14 protein-coding genes are annotated in these 17,482 nt (G+C 69.3%); 6 read left to right on the top strand and 8 right to left on the bottom strand.

The window, feature by feature from the left end:
• Positions 1–10: 10 nt before the first annotated feature.
• Positions 11–241: a hypothetical protein gene (locus OG300_RS21275; RefSeq protein ID WP_405484170.1), complete on the top strand. Its 231-nt coding sequence runs from the start codon at positions 11–13 to the stop codon at positions 239–241.
• A gap of 4 nt (positions 242–245) precedes the next feature.
• Here the strand turns inward: OG300_RS21275 and OG300_RS21270 are convergent, their stop codons facing one another.
• Complete coding sequence (locus OG300_RS21270) at positions 246–662, bottom strand: PaaI family thioesterase (RefSeq protein ID WP_405484168.1); 417 nt, start codon at positions 660–662, stop codon at positions 246–248.
• 171 nt (positions 663–833) lie between these two features.
• Here OG300_RS21270 and OG300_RS21265 point away from each other — a divergent pair, with 171 nt between their 5' ends.
• Positions 834–4,004: a BTAD domain-containing putative transcriptional regulator gene (locus OG300_RS21265; RefSeq protein ID WP_405484166.1), complete on the top strand. Its 3,171-nt coding sequence runs from the start codon at positions 834–836 to the stop codon at positions 4,002–4,004.
• Positions 4,005–4,017: 13 nt separating this feature from the next.
• Here the strand turns inward: OG300_RS21265 and OG300_RS21260 are convergent, their stop codons facing one another.
• A complete protein-coding gene (locus tag OG300_RS21260) occupies positions 4,018–5,388 on the bottom strand; it encodes a serine hydrolase domain-containing protein (protein WP_405484164.1) in 1,371 nt (456 codons plus the stop codon).
• Positions 5,389–5,752: 364 nt separating this feature from the next.
• Here OG300_RS21260 and OG300_RS21255 point away from each other — a divergent pair, with 364 nt between their 5' ends.
• A complete protein-coding gene (locus OG300_RS21255; protein WP_405484162.1) occupies positions 5,753–6,751 on the top strand; it encodes an alpha/beta hydrolase in 999 nt (332 codons plus the stop codon).
• A 108-nt stretch (positions 6,752–6,859) separates the two neighbouring features.
• On the opposite strand, the gene OG300_RS21250 is transcribed toward OG300_RS21255, so the two are convergent.
• From OG300_RS21250 to OG300_RS21240, 3 genes are all read right to left on the bottom strand, one after another.
• Positions 6,860–8,473, bottom strand: a complete 1,614-nt coding sequence (locus OG300_RS21250; RefSeq protein WP_405484160.1) for a flavin-containing monooxygenase — start codon at positions 8,471–8,473, stop codon at positions 6,860–6,862.
• A gap of 126 nt (positions 8,474–8,599) precedes the next feature.
• A complete protein-coding gene (locus tag OG300_RS21245; protein WP_405484158.1) occupies positions 8,600–8,959 on the bottom strand; it encodes an ArsR/SmtB family transcription factor in 360 nt (119 codons plus the stop codon).
• A gap of 4 nt (positions 8,960–8,963) precedes the next feature.
• Complete coding sequence (locus tag OG300_RS21240; RefSeq protein WP_405484156.1) at positions 8,964–10,202, bottom strand: MFS transporter; 1,239 nt, start codon at positions 10,200–10,202, stop codon at positions 8,964–8,966.
• Positions 10,203–10,311: 109 nt separating this feature from the next.
• On the opposite strand from OG300_RS21240, the gene OG300_RS21235 reads away from it, so the two are divergent.
• Positions 10,312–11,049, top strand: a complete 738-nt coding sequence (locus OG300_RS21235) for a hypothetical protein (protein WP_405484154.1) — start codon at positions 10,312–10,314, stop codon at positions 11,047–11,049.
• Between the two features lie 61 nt (positions 11,050–11,110).
• Here OG300_RS21235 and OG300_RS21230 read toward each other — a convergent pair whose 3' ends face one another.
• The gene (locus OG300_RS21230) at positions 11,111–11,893 is read right to left on the bottom strand and encodes an SDR family oxidoreductase (RefSeq protein WP_405484152.1); all 783 of its coding nucleotides are present in this window, start codon (positions 11,891–11,893) and stop codon (positions 11,111–11,113) included.
• Between the two features lie 125 nt (positions 11,894–12,018).
• The gene (locus OG300_RS21225; RefSeq protein WP_405484150.1) at positions 12,019–13,605 is read right to left on the bottom strand and encodes a TerD family protein; all 1,587 of its coding nucleotides are present in this window, start codon (positions 13,603–13,605) and stop codon (positions 12,019–12,021) included.
• An 87-nt stretch (positions 13,606–13,692) separates the two neighbouring features.
• Between OG300_RS21225 and OG300_RS21220 the strand changes: the two genes are divergently transcribed.
• Positions 13,693–14,178, top strand: coding sequence for a hypothetical protein (locus tag OG300_RS21220; protein ID WP_405484148.1), 486 nt, complete (start codon positions 13,693–13,695; stop codon positions 14,176–14,178).
• Between the two features lie 6 nt (positions 14,179–14,184).
• Here OG300_RS21220 and pabB read toward each other — a convergent pair whose 3' ends face one another.
• A complete protein-coding gene (gene pabB, locus OG300_RS21215) occupies positions 14,185–16,290 on the bottom strand; it encodes an aminodeoxychorismate synthase component I (RefSeq protein ID WP_405484146.1) in 2,106 nt (701 codons plus the stop codon).
• Positions 16,291–16,373: 83 nt separating this feature from the next.
• On the opposite strand from pabB, the gene OG300_RS21210 reads away from it, so the two are divergent.
• Positions 16,374–17,438, top strand: a complete 1,065-nt coding sequence (locus OG300_RS21210) for a phosphotransferase family protein (protein WP_405498624.1) — start codon at positions 16,374–16,376, stop codon at positions 17,436–17,438.
• Positions 17,439–17,482: the final 44 nt, after the last annotated feature.

The raw sequence follows: 17,482 nt of genomic DNA, 5'->3' as shown, positions 1-17,482 counted from the left end.
AAAGCACGGGGTGGCAGCCGATCCCGCCGTGCTGGCCGGGTATCCGGACATGGAGATCCTGATCGGCGCGGCCGTCTCGGAGGCCAATGCCAAGCTTTCGCGGGTCGAGCAGATCCGCAAGTTCCGCATCGTGCCCGACTACTGGGAGCCGGGCAGCGAGCTGCTCACCCCGACGATGAAGCCGCGCCGCAAGCCCATTCACGCGCGCTACGCCGACATCATCGAAGCGCTCTACGCCTGAGAGCTCACAGCACCGCCTGGGTCTGGGTCACCTTGGCGACGAGTTTGCCCGCGTCGTCGCGGATCTCGGTCTCGACCACGATGAAGCTGCGGCCCGCGTGCAGCGGCTTCGCGGTCGCGGTGGCATAGCCCGAGCGCAGAGCGCGCACGAAGTTCGTCTTGGACTCCACCGTCGTCGTACCCTGCGCGCCCGCAGGCAGATTCAGGAACGCGCACACCGCGGCGGTGCCGTCGGCCAGCGACATCAACGCCCCGCCGTGCATGGATCCGCCCAGCGTGCACAGGTTCTCGCGCCATTGCAGGCGACTGCGCACCAGCTCGGGTCCACAGTCGAGCACCTCGACGCCGAGCCCCTCGGTGAACGGCATGGTGGCGAACAGTTGCGTGCCCACCGGGTCGGTGGTGATCTCGGTGTCGGTCATGGAATCGACTCTGCCTGACACCGGGCCCGGAGTCGATTACCCGGCGGGTAATGGGATGCTGCGTACGAAGAGGCGACAGCTGATTTCGTGCCGATGCACCCGACCGCTGGCACGGGTGCGTGACAGGCAACGGCTATCAGCTGCCCGCTGAAGGTTCGGGGAGGCGGAACTGTGCAGGTTGGTGTGTTGGGGCCGGTTTCGGTCCATGCCGAGGACGGGACGCCCGTAGCGGTGCCGGGCGTCCGGGTGCGGATGCTGCTGGCGCGACTGGCCCTCGACGCGGGGCGCGATGTTGCTGTCACTGCGCTGATCGACGGGCTGTGGGGTGAGCAGCCGCCCGCCGATGCGAACGGTGCGTTGCAGGCGCTGGTGTCGCGGTTGCGGCGGGCACTGCGTGGGGTCGGGATCGTGGAGTTCGGGGCGGGTGGCTACCGGCTGCCCGCGGCCGAGGTGGATGCCGATCGGTTCGAGGAACTGATTCGACGGGGGCACAAGGAGTTGGAGGCCGGGCGGGCCGAATCCGCGGTACGACTGCTCACGCAGGGCTTGGAACTGTGGCGGGGGCCGGTGCTCGGGGATGTGCTGGACGCGCCTTTCACGCAGGCCGCGGTTGCGCGGCTGGCGGATCTGCGGGCCGCTGCTCTGGAAGAGCGATTCGAGGCGGAACTGCGCTTGGGCCGGTTTGCCGATGTGCTGGTCGAACTCGAGGCCGCCGCGGCGGAACAGCCGCTCGGTGAACGATTGGCCGCCCAGCGGATGCGGGCGCTGGCGGCGGCCGGGCGGCAGTCCGACGCCCTGGCCGTGTACGAGGACATGCGGGCTCGGCTCGACGAGGAACTGGGCATCGATCCTTCGGCGGCGCTGCGTGACACCCATCTCGCACTGCTGCGCGGAGAGCTGGAGATCCCCGCGCCCCGCCGGGAACCGATCACCGCCGCACTGCCCGTCCGGCTCACCGGATTCATCGGCCGCGCAACGGAACTGGCGGAGCTCATCGGGCTGCTCGCGGACGCGCGGCTGGTGACCGTGGTCGGTCCGGGCGGCGCGGGCAAGACCCGGCTCGCGCTGGAGGCCATGGATCAGGTGGACGGGGCGGTGTTCTTCGTGTCGCTCGCCGAGATCGGCGCGCCGGACCAGCTCGCCGACGCGGTCGCGGGGGCGCTCGACAGCGAGCAGCGAGATCGCCCTGACAAGGCGGCCCGGCTCGTCGAACTCCTGGATGTCGGTGCGGCAGTGCTGATTCTGGACAACTGCGAGCATCTGATCGCGGCGGCCGCCGCCCTCGCCGACCGGCTGCTCGAGCGGCTGCCGCAGCTGCGGATTCTCGCGACCAGCCGGGAACCCCTCGCCATCACCGGTGAGGTGCTCTGCCATCTCGGACCCCTGGACATCCCGGTCGAGACCACGGATCCTGTCGTGGCGCAGCGGTATTCGTCGGTCGGACTGTTCGTGGACCGGGCCAAGGCGGTCCGGCCCGGCTTCGTGCTCGACGACCACACCACCGGGCCCGTCGTGCGGATCTGCCGCCAACTCGACGGCCTGCCACTGGCTCTGGAACTGGCCGCCGCCAAACTGCGCGCCATGAGCGTCGAGCAGATCGCCCGCCGCCTCGACGACCGCTTTCGGCTGCTCAGCACCGGCAGCCGCACCGCGCTACCTCGGCAGCGCACCCTGCTGGCGCTGGTCGAGTGGAGCTGGGATCTTCTCGACGATCCCGAAAAGGTGCTGATCCGAAGGCTTTCCGCGTTCCCCGGCGGTGCCACCGTGGATGCGCTGGAGGCCATCTGCGCCGACGACACGCTCTCCGCCGCGGATATCCCCTACCTGCTCGATGGTCTGGTCGAGAAGTCCCTGGTCACGGTGACCGGAGGCGATCAGCCCCGGTACCGGATGCTGGAAACCATCCGCGTCTATGCCGCCGCCCGGCTCGCCGAGTCCGGCGACGACCTCGGCGACGGGTTCGCCGACTACTTCGTGACCCTCGCCGAGCAGCACGAGGCGGACCTGCGCGGCAGTGAACAGCTCAGCGCCATAGCTCTTTTCGATGCCGAACACGCCAACATGGCCGCCGCGCTGCGCACCGCCATGCGGGCCGCGACCGGGGCGGACGCATCGGCCGACGCCACCGCGCTCGTTGTACGACTGGTGCGGACGCTGTTCTGGTACTGGGGAATTCGTGGCATGGGCACACAGTTCGAGACCACCCTCGACGGCGTGTTGCGGCTGGGTGAGGCGCTGCCCGCCGACGCCCGAACGGCTTTCGCCGTGATCGAGCTGATGGACGGAGCACCGCCCACCGGTGATGAGACACTCTCGACGATGGTCGAGGCATGCGTGCGCGCCGGGGGACTGGAATTCCATCCGGCACTGCCGATGTGGACGGCGATGCTCGCCGCGCGAGCTGAGGACGAACCGCTGCGCGAACGGCAGCTCGAGCAGGCCCTCGCCCACCCGGATGTCTGGGTGCGGGCCAGTGCGCACCTGGCCCGGGATTTCGATCTCACGGGTCGTGGCGAACAGGTCGCGGGCGGCGACGCGCGCCGAGAGGCGTTGCACGGCTTCGAGATCGCCGGTGACCGCTGGGGACTGGGCATGGCCCTGCTCGCGGTCGGACGTGACCGGTCGCTGCGCGGCGAACACGCCCACGCCATCGCCACCTACGCCCGCGCGGTCACCGTCGCGGCCGAACTCGGCACCGAGGACGACCTCTGCGCCAGCCACCTCGCCCTCGCTGAAGAACGAGTACGGGGCGGTGAATTCGCCGAGGCCGCCCGCGACATCGAGGCTGTCCGTCGTCTCGCCACCGACCACGGCTATACCCGCCTGGCGGCTGTCGTCGGTTTCGTCGATGCCGAATCGGCCCGCCGCACCGGCGATGTCGCGCGCGCCGACGCTCTGATCACCGAACTCGAACAGCGCGTCCGTCACCTGCCCTACCCGAAACCCATGGCAGCCCTGCACATCGCGACGGCCCGTCTCGCGAACCGGCTCACCGCAGCAGATCTGGCGGCGGCCCGCACATTGCTCCCGCAGGTGATCGAGGGCTCGTTCCTGAACGGCGACGCCCCCACCATTGCCCAGACCCTGGCCAGGGCCGCCGAGCTGCTCGCCGAACTCCACCATCGGGAGTCCGACCACACCGCGGCCGCCACCGCACTCGGCCTCGCCGAGGTCATCCGCGGTATCCCCGATCGTGGAAATCTCGAAATCGCCGCTCTCACAGCGCGAATCGTCGAAGAACTAGGGGCAGACGCCTATCGCGACGCCTATCGAGGCGGCTCCGAACTGATCCGGGCGGCCGCGCTGACCAGGCTGGCCGCCGAGGCTGGACAGCCCGGCTGAAGGGCCGGGTCGGTCAGGCGCGGGCGAACAGACGTCCGGCCAGGTCGATGCCGATGATGTCACCGTCGGCATTGCGGCTGAAGAAGCCGCGCTGACCCTTGAAAGAGCCTGCGGTGATGATGTATTCGTCGCCGTCGCCGGGGAGGAAGCCGAAGGGGAACGGCGGGTGGTCCTGGGGGAGTTCGGTATCGGCGGCGGCGCGGATCTCGGGGCGGATGCGGCATTCCAGCGACAGGCCGTTGGCCTCGGAGAGGCAGGTCATGGTCATGGCGTCGATCTCGTAGGTGCCCAGGTACTCCGTGGCGCGATCGGCGTCGAAGGGCACCGGTTCCGGGTCGGCGTCGATCACGCCCAGGTAGTGCTCGAGTGCCCAGCGCACGATGGCCTGGTTGGTGGGGATGCCGTCGGGGCTGGCGTTGGACAGCACCGCGACCACGAAGTTCCGTTCGGGCACGATGACGAATTCGGCGAACTGGCCGAAGCCGGAACCGCCGTGGCCGACGGTGCGGACGCCGTCCACGTCGCGCAGCATCCAGCACAGGCCGAAGGCGTCGGCCAGTGTGCTGGAACGCAATTCGACGGTCGGCTGCTGCATGCGGTGCATCAGCTCGGCGGGCAGCACGGTGACGCCGGATTCGGTGCGGCCGTCACCCAGGTGGAATCGGCCCCAGCGCAACAGGTCCGACACCGTCGTGCCCAGTCCGCCGCCGGGGTTGTTGGCGCGGTTGCCCTTCCACGCCCGCGACACCGCCAGCTCGCCGTCCTCCTGGCGTTCGTGTCCGGCCGAGAAACGGCGGGTCATGATGTCGTCACGCAGGTAGAAGCTTTCGGCCAGGCCGACCGGCGTCAAAACCGTTTCGGTGACGACCTTGTCGAACGGTTCACCGGTGACCTTCTCGATCACCCGGCCCAGCAGGTTGAAGCCCGCCTGGCTGTAGGAGGCGCGCTCACCGGGCGCGCCGATCAGCGGCAGCTCTGCCAGTGAGGCCGCGAACAGTTCCAGGGCGTCATCGCCCTCGCCGGTGTTGTTGATCTGATTCCAGTCCAGGCCGGAGGTGTGGTTGAGCAGCTGCCGCACGGTGACGGTGGCCGCCGAATGCTCCTCGGCCAGTATCAGTTCCGGCACATAGGTCCGGACCTGGGCGTCCAGGTCGACCCGGCCGTCGGCGACCAGCCGCATGAGCGCGGTGGCGGTGAAGGTCTTGCTGGTCGAGCCGATGGCGAACAGCGTGTGCTCGTCGACGGGGACCGGGTTCTCGATGCTGGTGACGCCGTGGCTGGCGAAGATCTCGCGGCCGTCGGCGAAGATCCCGACGGCGATACCGGGCATGCCGTACTCGGTGGCAACGGATTCGACGAACTGGGACAGGGCGATATCGGACATGTCGTGCCTTTCGACTGGGCTTTCCCGTGCCCGGCGGAGTGGTTCCGCCCGGTGCATCCGGTGTGCCCATGACATTGCCGAGTCGCGCTGACAGTCCGCCGACGGTGCGCTGACAGCGTGGCGGCGGCCACCGTCGGTGTGATCGGCGGCCTTGTCGAGCGGCCTCGGTGAGCGAGCTCACGGCCGGTGATTCCGGCCGCTGACCGGCATACCGGTCATCCTCTCAGGAGGACCTCAGGCGCAGGCCAGCAAACGCACAGTGCCCGCGGGCAGCGTGGGCCGCTGACTATTCCCGAATGAAATAACGGCCGAAGGAGATCACGGCGTGCGTTCATCGAAGACCTGGGGCAGTGCGGTTCTTGCCTTGACTGCAACCGTCCTGCTACCGGTCGCCGCGGGGACCGCGCACGCCGCACCGGCCGCCACCCTCGCGCCCGCGGGCACTTCGGCCGACGGCTCCAAGATCGTCTCCAGCACCGCCTCGGACGCCCGCACGCTGAAGCTTCAGGTCTATTCGGCCGCCATGGACAAGAACATCGAGATCGACGTGCAGCGCGCCGCCGACACCTCGCAGCCCACCCCGGTGCTGTACCTGCTCAACGGCGCGGGCGGCGGCACCGACTCGGCGACCTGGCAGAAGCAGACCGACGTGCTGAACTTCCTGTCCGACAAGAACGTCAACGTGGTGCAACCCGTCGGCGGCGCGTTCAGCTACTACACCGATTGGCGCGCGACCGATCCCACGCTCGGCGTCAACAAGTGGAAGACGTTCCTCACCGAGGAACTGCCGCCGCTGATGGACAAGGCGCTGAACACCAACGGCCGCAACGCCATTGCCGGACTCTCGATGGCGGGCACCTCGGTGCTGCAACTGCCCATCGCCGCGCCCGGCCTGTACCAGTCGGTGGCCGCCTACAGCGGTTGCGCGCAGATCAGTGACCCGGTCGGCTGGAACTTCGTCAACACCGTGGTGGCCGCGGGCGGCGGCGACAGCAAGAACATGTACGGCCCGCAGCACGATCCGATGTGGGCCGAGAACGATCCCTACGTGCACGCCGACCAGCTGCGCGGCCTGAACCTGTTCATCTCCAGCGGTTCCGGTCTGCCGGGCGAGTGGGACACCCTCGACGGCCCGCACACCTTGCCGGGCACCGGCGGCTGGCTCAATCAGATGACCGTCGGCGGCGGGCTCGAGGCCGCCACCAACTACTGCACCCACAACCTCAAGACCAAGCTCGACGGTCTCGGCATCCCGGCCACTTACGACTTCACGCCCACCGGCACCCACTCGTGGGGCTACTGGCAAGACGCGCTGAAGCAGTCCTGGCCGGTGCTCGCGGCCGGTCTGGGCCTGCCCGTCTAGCCCCCGGAACGCCGAAAACCGGCCCGCTCCTGTTGGGAGCGGGCCGGTTTCGTGTCCACCACCCGGTTGTGATGCGTGAGAGCGCCGGGCAGCGAGAGCGGGCGATCGCTACGCGGTCAGCTCGAAATTGGGGTAGCCGTTGTCGCGCTCGGCGTCGCAGTAGCGGCGGTAGTTGCCGAAACCGCCGATGTAGGGCATGAATACGCGCTTCTTGCCCGCCACGTTCGCACCCATGTACCAGGAGTTGGCCTTGACGAACAGGGTGCCCTCGGCGACTTCGAGGAGGTGATCGGTCCACTTGACCGCAGCCTCCTCGCGGGCCTCGGCCTTGCGAATCCCGTTGGCCCGGCAGTGTTCCACCAGCGCCAGCACCCAGTCCAGCTGCTGCTCGGAGTGCAGCACCATGTTGGCCATCACCGACGGGGTGCCGACACTGTTGATGCTGAACATGTTCGGGAAGCCCGGAATGCCGAAGCCCAGGTAGGTGACCGGGCCGTCGGCCCAGGTGTCACCGAGGCGGGCGTCGTGCGAGCCGTGCAGGTCGATGCGCAGCAGCGCCCCGGTCATGGCGTCGAAACCGGTTGCGTAGACCAGGGTGTCGAGCTCGATGAAGCCGTCCGCGGTGCGCACGCCGGTCGGGGTGACCTCCGTGATGGGGTCGCGGCGCAGGTTCACCAGCGTGACATTGGGCCGGTTGAACATCTCGTAGTACCCGGAATCGGTGCAGATGCGCTTGGTCCCGATCGGGTGATCGTAGGGGATCAGGTCGTCGGCCACCGACTGGTCGTCGATCTTGGCGCGGATCTTGGCGACCGCGAACTCGCGCACCACCTCGTTGGCGGCCAAGTCGCTGTTCTGATCGGGGAACACCTTGTTGAACAGCACACCGCCGCCGCTCCAGCGATCCTCCATCGCGGCCTCGCGCTCCTGCGGCGACAGCTCCAGCGCCTTGGTCTGCAACGAGGCGTGCGGGGTGGCGGCACCGGCGTAGTAGGACTTCTCGCGACGCTCCCGGTAGGTGGCGCGGATGTCGCTCTGCTCGGCGTCGGTCCACGGCCGATTCGGGACGGGCACACTGAAGTTCGCCGAACGCTGGAAGACGGTGAGCGCCTCGGCCTCGCGCGCGATGATCGGCGAGACCTGAATGCCGGAGGAACCGGTTCCGATGACGCCGACCCGCTTGCCCGCGAAGGACGCGCCCTGTTCCGGCCACTGCGCGGTGAAAAGCTCCTCCCCGGCGAAGGTTTCGATACCGGGCAGGTTCGGCTTGATCGGCGCGGACAGGCAACCGGTCGCGAAAACCACGAACTGCGAGCGGTATTCGGCACCGGACTCGGTGCGCAGCGTCCAGATGCCCGACTCGTCATCGAAACTCGCCGCGCTGACCCGCTGCCCGAATTCGTAGCGCTGCCGCAACTCGAAGCGGTCGGCCACATGGTTGATGTAGGACAGGATCTCCGGCTGCGCCGCGAAGCGCTCGGTCCAGGTCCAGCTCTGCTCGAGCTCCGCGTCGAACGAATAGGAGTAGTCGACGCTCTCGACATCGCAGCGCGCGCCCGGATAGCGGTTCCAGAACCAGGTGCCGCCCACATCCTGCCCGGCCTCGAGGCCCAGCACGTTCAGGCCCGCCCGCGCCGCCCGATGCACGCCGTAGACACCGGCGAATCCGGCACCGATGATGATCACATCGAAGGGGCTGCCCTGATCGGCGGTCGAGTTCATGCGTGACCTCTCACTATTCGTCTGACGATATTTCGACTAGGCATATCGTCACGGCGAACGCGGGGGCACGGCGATAGGTCGTCCCACTGACCAGGAGAGCGACGGCGGTGGCCGGGAACGCGCGGGCTACTCGTGCGCGGGTTCGCCGGTCACCACGTGATCGGCATGGTTGAGGCCCTCGCGCACCAGGCGGGTCAGGTGACCGTCGCGAATGCGGTAGATGATGCGGCGGCCCTCACGGCGGGTCTCGACCATGCCGGTGAAACGCAGCTTGGCCAGGTGCTGACTGACCGCGGTCCGGGACGCGCCACAGGCCTCGGTGAGCGCGGTGACATCGGATTCGGCGTCGGCGAGCAGCCAGAGGATATGCAGCCGAGTCGGATCCGACAGCATCCGGAAGGTGGCGGTCGCGGCCTCGAGCCGGGCCTGATCCGGATCGACGGGATGGGCGAGGCTGGGGGAGTGCTGCGATTTCGCCTTGCTCACCTCGTCACCTTCCTGCCGCTGACACCGCCTCGGTGTCCGTCGCGGCGCTCGCGGGCCACACCCGGGCGGCCGTCGTAGCAGCCAGTGTAGCGAGCCCGGCCAGCACGATCGCGCTGGTCGGCAGGCCTGCCAACGCGCCGACCTTGCCCGCGATCGGATAGGTGAGCAGGAAACAGGCGTGCGAGAGCGAGAACTGCGCGGTGAAAACCGCTGTGCGGGTGTGCGGTTCGGACTCGGCGCGCAGCAGGCGCGCGGACGGGGTATTGATCAGGGAGGTGCCCGCACCCAGCAGCACCCAGGTCACGGCGAGGATCATCGCGCCCGTGTCGCGGCCCGGCAGCGGCACGATCGCCGCGGCGAGCAGGCCGGGCGGCAGCAGCCAGGCGCCGGTCAGCATGAGCCGGCGGTCGGGGATCGCGGTGAGCAGGCGCGGCGTGACCAAGGCGACCACCATGGAACCGAATCCGAAGCAGCCCAGTGCGAGCGCCACCCCGACATTCGAGCCGTCGAGTCGATCCCGCACGTAGACAACGGTATTCACGATCACCAGGGCGGTGGCGGCCGCGACCGCCAGATTCAGCGCCAGCAGGCCCCGCAGCACCGGGCGGTTCAGCATGATGCGCGCGCCCTCGGTGATGCGCTCGAGCAGCGGCGCGGACCGCTCGGGTGCGGTCGTGCGGGGCAGGCGGGTGGTGACGACCAGCAGCGCCGAGGCCACGAAACCCGCTGCGGTGCCGACGAACAGGGAGTGGTAGCTGATCACCGTCAGCAGGACCGCTGCCAGGATCGGGCTCAGCAGCGATTCCATGTCGTAGGCCAGCCGCGACAGTGACAGGCCGTGCGTGTAGTCGCGCTCCTCGGTCAGGATCGAGGGGATCAGCGACTGGAAGGCGGGGGTGAAGGTCGCCGACGCCGATTGCAGCAGCGCGATCAGCACGTAGATCTGCCAGGTGTGGGTGACGAACGGCAGCATCAGCGCGATGCCCGCGCGCAGCGCGTCGGCGGACACCAGCACCAGGCGTCGCGGCAGCCGCAGGGTGAACGCCGAAACCACCGGCGCCACCGCGACATACGCCACCATTTTGATGGCCAGCGCGGTGCCGAGCACCGCACCCGCCTGCGCGCCCGCGACCTGATAGGCGAGCAGGCCCAGCGCGACGGTGAGCAGACCGGTGCCGATCAGCGCGACCACCTGGGCGGTGTACAGCTTGCGGAACTGGGGATGACGGAGCACGTGGAGCACAAGGCCACTATAGGCCAATGAGTGCGCAGGTGTGCACATGATGTTTGATTACTGCTACTCCGGCGTGTATTGCCGGGTTCACCGGGCCGATCGCCGATATCCTCGAAACATGGGCAGGAAGCTCGCGGCCACAGGGCTGGCGGTCGCGACACTGCTCGCCGCCGCGTCCTGCTCCGGACACGGGGGTCCCGACACTCCGGCGGGCAACGCACCCGGCGGCGCGAACCCCGTCGAACCCCTCTCCGACCTGCCGCCCTGCGGCGATATCGGGACGACGGCCACCCCGCCGGATTGCGCACTGCAATCCCGGGATTCGGCCGGGCTCGCCTTCGAGGTCCGGCACAGCGGGCCGCAACTCGCCGTCACCGTCCTGGACTCCTCCGGCAGCCAGGTGCAGACCCTGACCGAACACCCCGTCCACACCCAGGCCGAACCCCGGCTGCGCGATCTCGACGGCGACGGCCGCGACGAACTCATCGTTCCCCTCGACCTCACCACCGCGAACATCCGGTACGCCGTCTATCACGCCACCGGCGACGCCACCCGGCTCGAGCGCGCGGGCGAACTCGCCGGAATCGGAATCGACCTGTCCGCAGCGGGATACACGGTGGTGACCGCGCGCGACAGCTACGAGAAGTGGCAGATCGAATTCTGGACGTTCGCCGCCGACATCCTGCAACCGCTCGTCACCGCCGAGGTCCAGTTGCTCGACGACGGCACCGGACACGTCGGCGGCTCACAGTGCACGGTGATCGACACCGGTGGTCTCGCCCGCACGGGACTCACGCAGGATCAGGCCACCGACCAGTTCTGCGCGGAACCGGCCGTGCAGCGGGTAAGGCGCTGAATCGGGGGAGGATCCGGGGAAATCCGGATACCCGGCGCGTGCGCACCGGGTCAGGATGGAATCAGTTCACGGACTTCCGCCGGTGCTTTCGCAGCCACTCGGCATAGTCGTACGACACGGTCTCGCCATCGACGTCGAGGCACAGCGCAGCGTCGCGCACCCGTCGCACGATCCGCCCGAGTGGCGGCACCGGCAGCGGAATCAGTGACTGCCCCAGGATCATTCGCCGGGTCTCGGCCAACTCGGTGAGCGATTGCACCACCGGACCACCGACATCGCGGACCCGGCCGGAGGGGCCCGCGTCGACCGCGTCGGCCAGCCGCCGGGCCACCGCGTTCACGTCCACCGGCTGGAACATCAGGTTGCCGTGCGGTGCGATCCGGAATTTCGCGGCGGCGGCGAGGATCTCGTCGATCAGATCGTGGAACTGGGTGGCGCGCAACAGGGTCCACGGCACCGGACCCTGGGTCACCACCTGCTCCTGCGCGGTCTTGGTGCGGTAGTAGCTGAACGGCACCTGTTCGCAGCCCACGATGGACACCTCGACATGGTGGCCCACCTGCGCCCGCTGCTCGGCGGCCAGCAGGGTCCGCACCCCTTCGACCATCACCCGGGCGCTGCGCAGGCTGCGACTGCTGACCGCGTCCACCACGGCATCGACGTCTGCCAGCGCGGCATCCAACCCCGTCCCGGCGGCCAGATCGACCGGGAAATGCTCACTGCCCGCCACCGAACGCACCGGTGCGGTCCGGGTCAGCACCCGCACCGCATGTCCCCGGGCCGCCAGCTCCCGGACCACCGGGTGCCCGAGTGTCCCGGTCCCGCCCACCACCGCAACCCGCATGTCGAATCCCCTTTCCCGATGCGCTTTCCTCGGACGCTAGGACGGCCCCCGCCTGCTGCTCAACATGATTCATCGCACGGTGCGCGATTCCCCACATTGCCCACGCTGCCGCGCGTCGGCAGGCGTCAGATGTGTGCTCCCTTTGTCCGGTTGCATGCGCGACAGAGGATCTGGAGGTTGGCGGGGCTGGTGGCGCCGCCTCGGCTCAGCGGGATGATGTGGTCGAACTCCAGATAGTGGGTGTCGCCGCATTCCACGCAGCGGCCCGCGTCGCGCTGCCAGACCTGGGCCTTGACGTCCGGCGGGATGGCGCGGGAGTCGCGGCGGCCGGGGGAGAGGGCCAGGCGTTTGGCGATGCGCAGCGCACCCTCCATGGCGGCGGCCACATAGTCCGGGTCGGCCACCTCGAGCAGCGCGCCACCGCGCGCGGAGGTGGCGGCCACCGCGATCCGGCCCGGCTCCGGCGTGATGGAAACGACTCGGGCCCAAGGCATCTCGGTGCCCGCGTCGGGGCCGGTGAAACGCAGTTTGCGATTGCTGACGATGAGACGGCCCTCGGTGCGCTTCGGCCCGCGCACCAGCTGCCGGACCTGCACGGCCGCGACATTCAGGTGCACGCGCTCATCGGGATCCAGGTGCAGGCCCGTCGTCGCGAGCTGCGGCAGTTCGCCCGAGCGCAGGCGGGTCAGCATGCGGCCGCGCTGCATGCGGCGGCGCAGATCCTCGATCAGCGGGCCGGTCAGCGCGAGTTCGTCGACCGTCTCGTCGAAGTCGTCCAGGTCCGGTTCCTCCACCACACCGTCGGCGAAGGTGAAGGCCACCAGGCGTTCCAGATGGTCGAGGGCCAGCGGGCGCAGCAGCTCCTGCCCGGCCGAGCGTTCGACGCGCGCGAAACGCAGGGCCGCCCACAGCGTGTCCCAGTCCTCGTGGGAATCGGCCCGGCGCAGCGCGCGTTCGGCGCGCGGTCGCCACGACCGCAGGTATTCGGCTGTCTCGGCGGCGCATTCACGGCAGGCCGCGGTTCCGAACAAGCGGCGGCGGCGCGGCGCCCCGCAGCGCGCGCACCGCTGCGCGTCCTCGGGCAGCCGCGGCAGTGTCGAGGCCGACCAGCTCGCGCCGTCCCACCAGCGCAGCCGGGCCGGATCCCGGGGATCCGGATGCCAGTCCGGCCGTTCGGCATTCGGTGGCGGCACGGTCACCCGCACCGGCGCCTCGACCTCGGGCATCCGCACCCCGAACTCGCGCACCAGCCCCGCCAGGCTCACCGCGCCCTGACCCAGCGCCCGGAAACCCCAGCCGTCGCCGGACCGGAAGAACTCGCCGAACGCCATGGCGGGCAGCGCCTCCGGCTCGTCGAGGTCGAACCACGCCACCGGACGGTCGTGGTCGAGCACCGTCAATCGCACGTCCCGCACCTCGGTGAACCGCCCCGGCACCGACGCGGTGACCACGATCGCGGACACCTCCGGCCCGGTGCGCGGTAGCGACACCGACAGCCGGGCGGTCCCCGGCGCGGGCTCCGGATCCAGCGACACCGCCTGCGACACGTGCCGGGGCGCGCGCTCCCAGACGAAGTCCCGATCCGACCGGGCCCGCCCGTCACCGCCCAGCAACAGCGCCTGCGCCGCCACCCTGGGCCCGGAACCCCACGAAAGAACCACCGACAGAAGCGAAGTCGGAACCGTCGTATGCCCACCCTTGGTCAGTTTCATCGTGGTGGCACTATGCCACGAGCCTCCGACACTCGATCGCGACCGAGCCGGAACCCCTTTCGGGGAAACGTGCGGCACAGTGGAACCATGACCAATCCCAAGGGGAGCGGCCGCCCCGACCCTGCCCCGCGCGGTACGCCGCGCGTCCCCACCCCCGGCGAAATCCTCGCCGCCGCACAGGCCGCCATGGAGGCCGCCCAGACCGCCGCCGGTCAGGCCCTCGATTCCGCGCAGGTCACCGCCACCACCGCCTTCGACACCGCGGTCCGGCTGCCCCCGGCCTCGATTCAACTGGCCGCCCAGCTGCCCGACCTCATCCAGAGCCTCACCACCGCGGTCGAACGCCTCAACTCCACCATCGACCGCCTCGACCGCACCCTGGCCCTGGCCGAGCCCGCCTTCGTCGCCTACGACAAACTGCTGACCCGCCTGGAATCCGTCACGGCCCTCGGCGAGGAGGCCCTCACCCGCCTGGACAAGCTCCCCGGCGTCTCCCTCCTGAACCGGCTCACCGGCCGCGAGCAGCAGCCACCCCCACCGCCGCCCGAGACCCCCTCTCGCCGAAAGAAATAGCCGAGATCAGGAGTGGACCGGCGGGGTGCCCAGCAGGGGGAGGGCGCGTAGGGCGGTGGCGGCCTTCCAGACCATCTCCTGATATTCCGCCAGGGGGTCGGAGTCCAGGACGACCGCGCCGCCCGCGCCGACCCGCCAGCGGCCCTCGTGGCGGACGGCGGTGCGGATGACGATGTTCAGGTCGGCGGTACCGCCGAGGCCGAGGAAGCCGATGGTGCCGGAGTAGATGCCGCGGGCCTCGGTTTCGAGAGTGTCGATGATCTCGAGGGTGCGCAGTTTCGGTGCGCCGGTCATCGAGCCGCCGGGGAAACACGCACGCAGACAGTCGATCACGTCGAGTCCGGGGCGCAGGGTGCCGCGCACGGTGGACACGAGTTGGTGCAGGGTGGTGTACGTCTCGACGGCCATCAGCTTCGGGACGTGCACCGAGCCGATCTCGCAGACCCGGCCCAGATCATTGCGCAGCAGGTCGACGATCATCAGATTCTCGGCGCGGGTCTTGGGGTTTCGCGCCAGCTCGGCGGCCAGCGCCGCGTCCTCGCCGGGGGTGAGGCCGCGCGGCGCGGTGCCCTTGATCGGCTTGCTCTCCACGGTGCCGGCGCGATCCACCTTGAGGAAGCGCTCCGGGGAGGCCGAAGCCACCTCCAGCTCACCGAACCGCAGGAACGCCGCGTAGGGGGCCGGATTGCACCGGCGCAGTGTGCGATACACCGACAGGCCGTCGGTGTCGGCCGGGAAGTAGGCGCTGTCGGTCAGGCAGATCTCATAGGACTCACCCGCCAGGAGTTGCTCCCGGCAGGCGGCCACATCGGCCAGATAGCGGTCCTTGCCGCGGGTCAGCAGCGGAGCCACCGTGAGTTCATCGGCCCGCAGCTCCACGGCGGGCGGGTTCTCCCAGGTCGGCAGGGTGTCCACCACGACCCGGTTGGCCGCGAGCCAATCCAGTGCGGCGGCAGGGGAATCCGGCTCGGCGAGAGCCAGCAGGTGGGTGCGGCCCGCCTCGTGGTCGACCACGACCAGACGGTCGGCGAAGATCCACTGCGCGTCCGGAGTCGGCGCGGTGTGCCGGGCGCCCGCACCGCACTCGGCCTTCATCTCGTAGCCGAGATAGCCGACGTAGCCGCCCGCGAAATCGAAAGGGACGTCCGGGAAGTCGATGTGGCGGCGCTTCAGCTCCCCCGATAGGTAATCCAGCACGCCACCCGGGACCCGGCGCTGCCCGGTCGCGGACTCGACCTCGACGGCGTCCCAGCCGATCCGATACCGCACCACCTCGGCCAGCGGCCCCGAGGCGTCACCGAGGAACGAGAAACGGTCCAGGCCCGGCTCCACATGCTCGCTGTCGAGCCAGAACGCATGGGGCGAGCCGCTGAACAGCGCGTCGAACACGGCCTCCGCGTCCACCGCACGATCCAGCACCACCTGTTCCACGCGGTACCGCACCGGCTCGGATAGGGGCGGGACCTGCTGGGCCTCCTTGCGCGCCAGCGCAGTTCGCGACGATGACCCCGAAATACCTTGCCCGCGCTGATATTCGGCGGTGAGCCGGGCGAAATTGCGTAGCAGCGTCGCCCCGTGCTCGCTGGAGATCGATTCGGGATGGAACTGCACCCCCCACTGCGGCCGGGTGCGATGTCGGACGCCCATGATCACCCCGTCCGGCGCGGTCGCCGTCACCTCCAGCGCATCCGGCAACGGCAGTGCGGCGCACAGCGAGTGATAGCGCACGGCGGAGAAGTCCTGCGGCACACCGTCGAACAACTCGACACCGCCGTGGGTGATGCGATCGGGATACCCGTGCCGCGCCCGCGGGGCCGCCGTCACCACCCCGCCCGCCGCGAGCACGATCCCCTGATGCCCCAGGCACACGCCCAGCAGCGGCAGGTCCGATTCCGCGATCAGCGCCGCCGAGATGCCGAAATCGCGCGGCACGTCCGGCCGCCCGGGTCCGGGCGAGATCACGATATTGTCGAATTCGCGCAGCCCGAGCTGCTCGATCCTCGTGACCTCGTCATTGCGCACGACCACGGGTTCGACCCCGTTCACCTCACTGATCAGCTGATACAGGTTGTAGGTGAACGAGTCGTAGTTATCGATCAGCAGCGTGCGCATTTGCCCCGGAACTTTACGCGCTGTCCAGATTCACCCGGTACTGCTGGCATGTGCCTTCAGTTCTGGTGGTGGCCTACGGCACAATGGTCGGCATGTCTGTAGCGCAGCCGGTCGAAGTGGATCGTGACGTCGTCGATTTCGCCATCGTCGGGAAATGGATGGAAGAGCAGGGCTTGCCCGGCGGGGAGTTCGAGGACGTGAAGCCGCTGGGCGGTGGCACCCAGAACATCATGCTGCGGTTCCAGCGCGGCGGCCGCGACTACGTGCTGCGGCGCGGACCCAAGCATCTGCGGGCGGCCAGCAACACCGTCATCCAGCGCGAGTCCCGGATCCTGGGCGCGCTGGGGGACACCGAGATCCGCGCGCCCAAGGTGATCGCCGCCTGCCCCGACGAATCGGTGCTCGGCGCGTCGTTCTATCTGATGGAACCGGTCACCGGCTTCAACCCGCAGAACGAACTGCCCGCCCTGCACGCCGGTGACCCCGAGATCCGGCGGCAGATGGGCCTCTCGGCGGTGGAGGCCATCGCCCGCCTCGGCTCCCTCGATCACGAGGCGCTCGGCCTGGCCGACTACGGCAAACCCGAGGGCTTCCTGGAGCGGCAGGTGCCACGCTGGCTCAAGGAACTCGACTCCTACAGCACCAACGAGGGCTACCCCGGCCCGGAGATCCCGGGCGTGCAGCGCGTCGGTGACTGGCTCGACCGCAATCGCCCCGCGCAGCCGAAAGCCGGGATCCTGCACGGGGACTGCCACCTGGCCAACCTGATGTTCGACTTCAACGGCCCCGACGTGGTGGCCATGGTCGACTGGGAGATGTCGACCATCGGCGACCCGCTGCTGGACCTGGGCTGGCAGATCGCCACCCGGCCCGAGCCCGGCACCACCGGCGCGGCGCTGATCGGCGCGCTCGGCGGCGTGGGCGGGCTGCCGACGGCTGCGGAGATGACCGCCCACTACGGGCAGTTCTCCGATCGCGACCTGACGCACGTCACCTGGTACACGGTGCTGGCCTGCTTCAAGCTCGGCATCGTGCTCGAGGGCACGCACGCACGGGCTTTCGCGGGCAAGGCCCCCAAGCAGGTCGGCGACTTCCTGCACGCCATCACCCTCGAACTGTTCGGCAAGGCGCATCAGCTGATGGAGTGACGGCAAACCTGTCGCCATCTCGAGGGATGGTGGCAGGATATTGG

Source organism: Nocardia sp. NBC_00511, from assembly GCF_045161165.1.
Taxonomy (GTDB): Bacteria; Actinomycetota; Actinomycetes; order Mycobacteriales; family Mycobacteriaceae; genus Nocardia.
The sequence above is the reverse complement of the archived record's forward strand: the minus strand, read 5'-3'. Positions and strand labels throughout refer to the sequence as shown.

Coding starts and splice junctions, on each gene's coding strand:
- OG300_RS21270 (WP_405484168.1), bottom strand. CDS start 662: ATGACCGACACCGAGATCACCACCGACCCGGTGGGCACGCAACTGTTC.
- OG300_RS21260 (WP_405484164.1), bottom strand. CDS start 5,388: ATGTCCGATATCGCCCTGTCCCAGTTCGTCGAATCCGTTGCCACCGAG.
- OG300_RS21250 (WP_405484160.1), bottom strand. CDS start 8,473: ATGAACTCGACCGCCGATCAGGGCAGCCCCTTCGATGTGATCATCATC.
- OG300_RS21235 (WP_405484154.1), top strand. CDS start 10,312: ATGGGCAGGAAGCTCGCGGCCACAGGGCTGGCGGTCGCGACACTGCTC.
- OG300_RS21230 (WP_405484152.1), bottom strand. CDS start 11,893: ATGCGGGTTGCGGTGGTGGGCGGGACCGGGACACTCGGGCACCCGGTG.
- OG300_RS21225 (WP_405484150.1), bottom strand. CDS start 13,605: ATGAAACTGACCAAGGGTGGGCATACGACGGTTCCGACTTCGCTTCTG.
- OG300_RS21220 (WP_405484148.1), top strand. CDS start 13,693: ATGACCAATCCCAAGGGGAGCGGCCGCCCCGACCCTGCCCCGCGCGGT.
- pabB (WP_405484146.1), bottom strand. CDS start 16,290: ATGCGCACGCTGCTGATCGATAACTACGACTCGTTCACCTACAACCTG.
- OG300_RS21210 (WP_405498624.1), top strand. CDS start 16,374: ATGGTCGGCATGTCTGTAGCGCAGCCGGTCGAAGTGGATCGTGACGTC.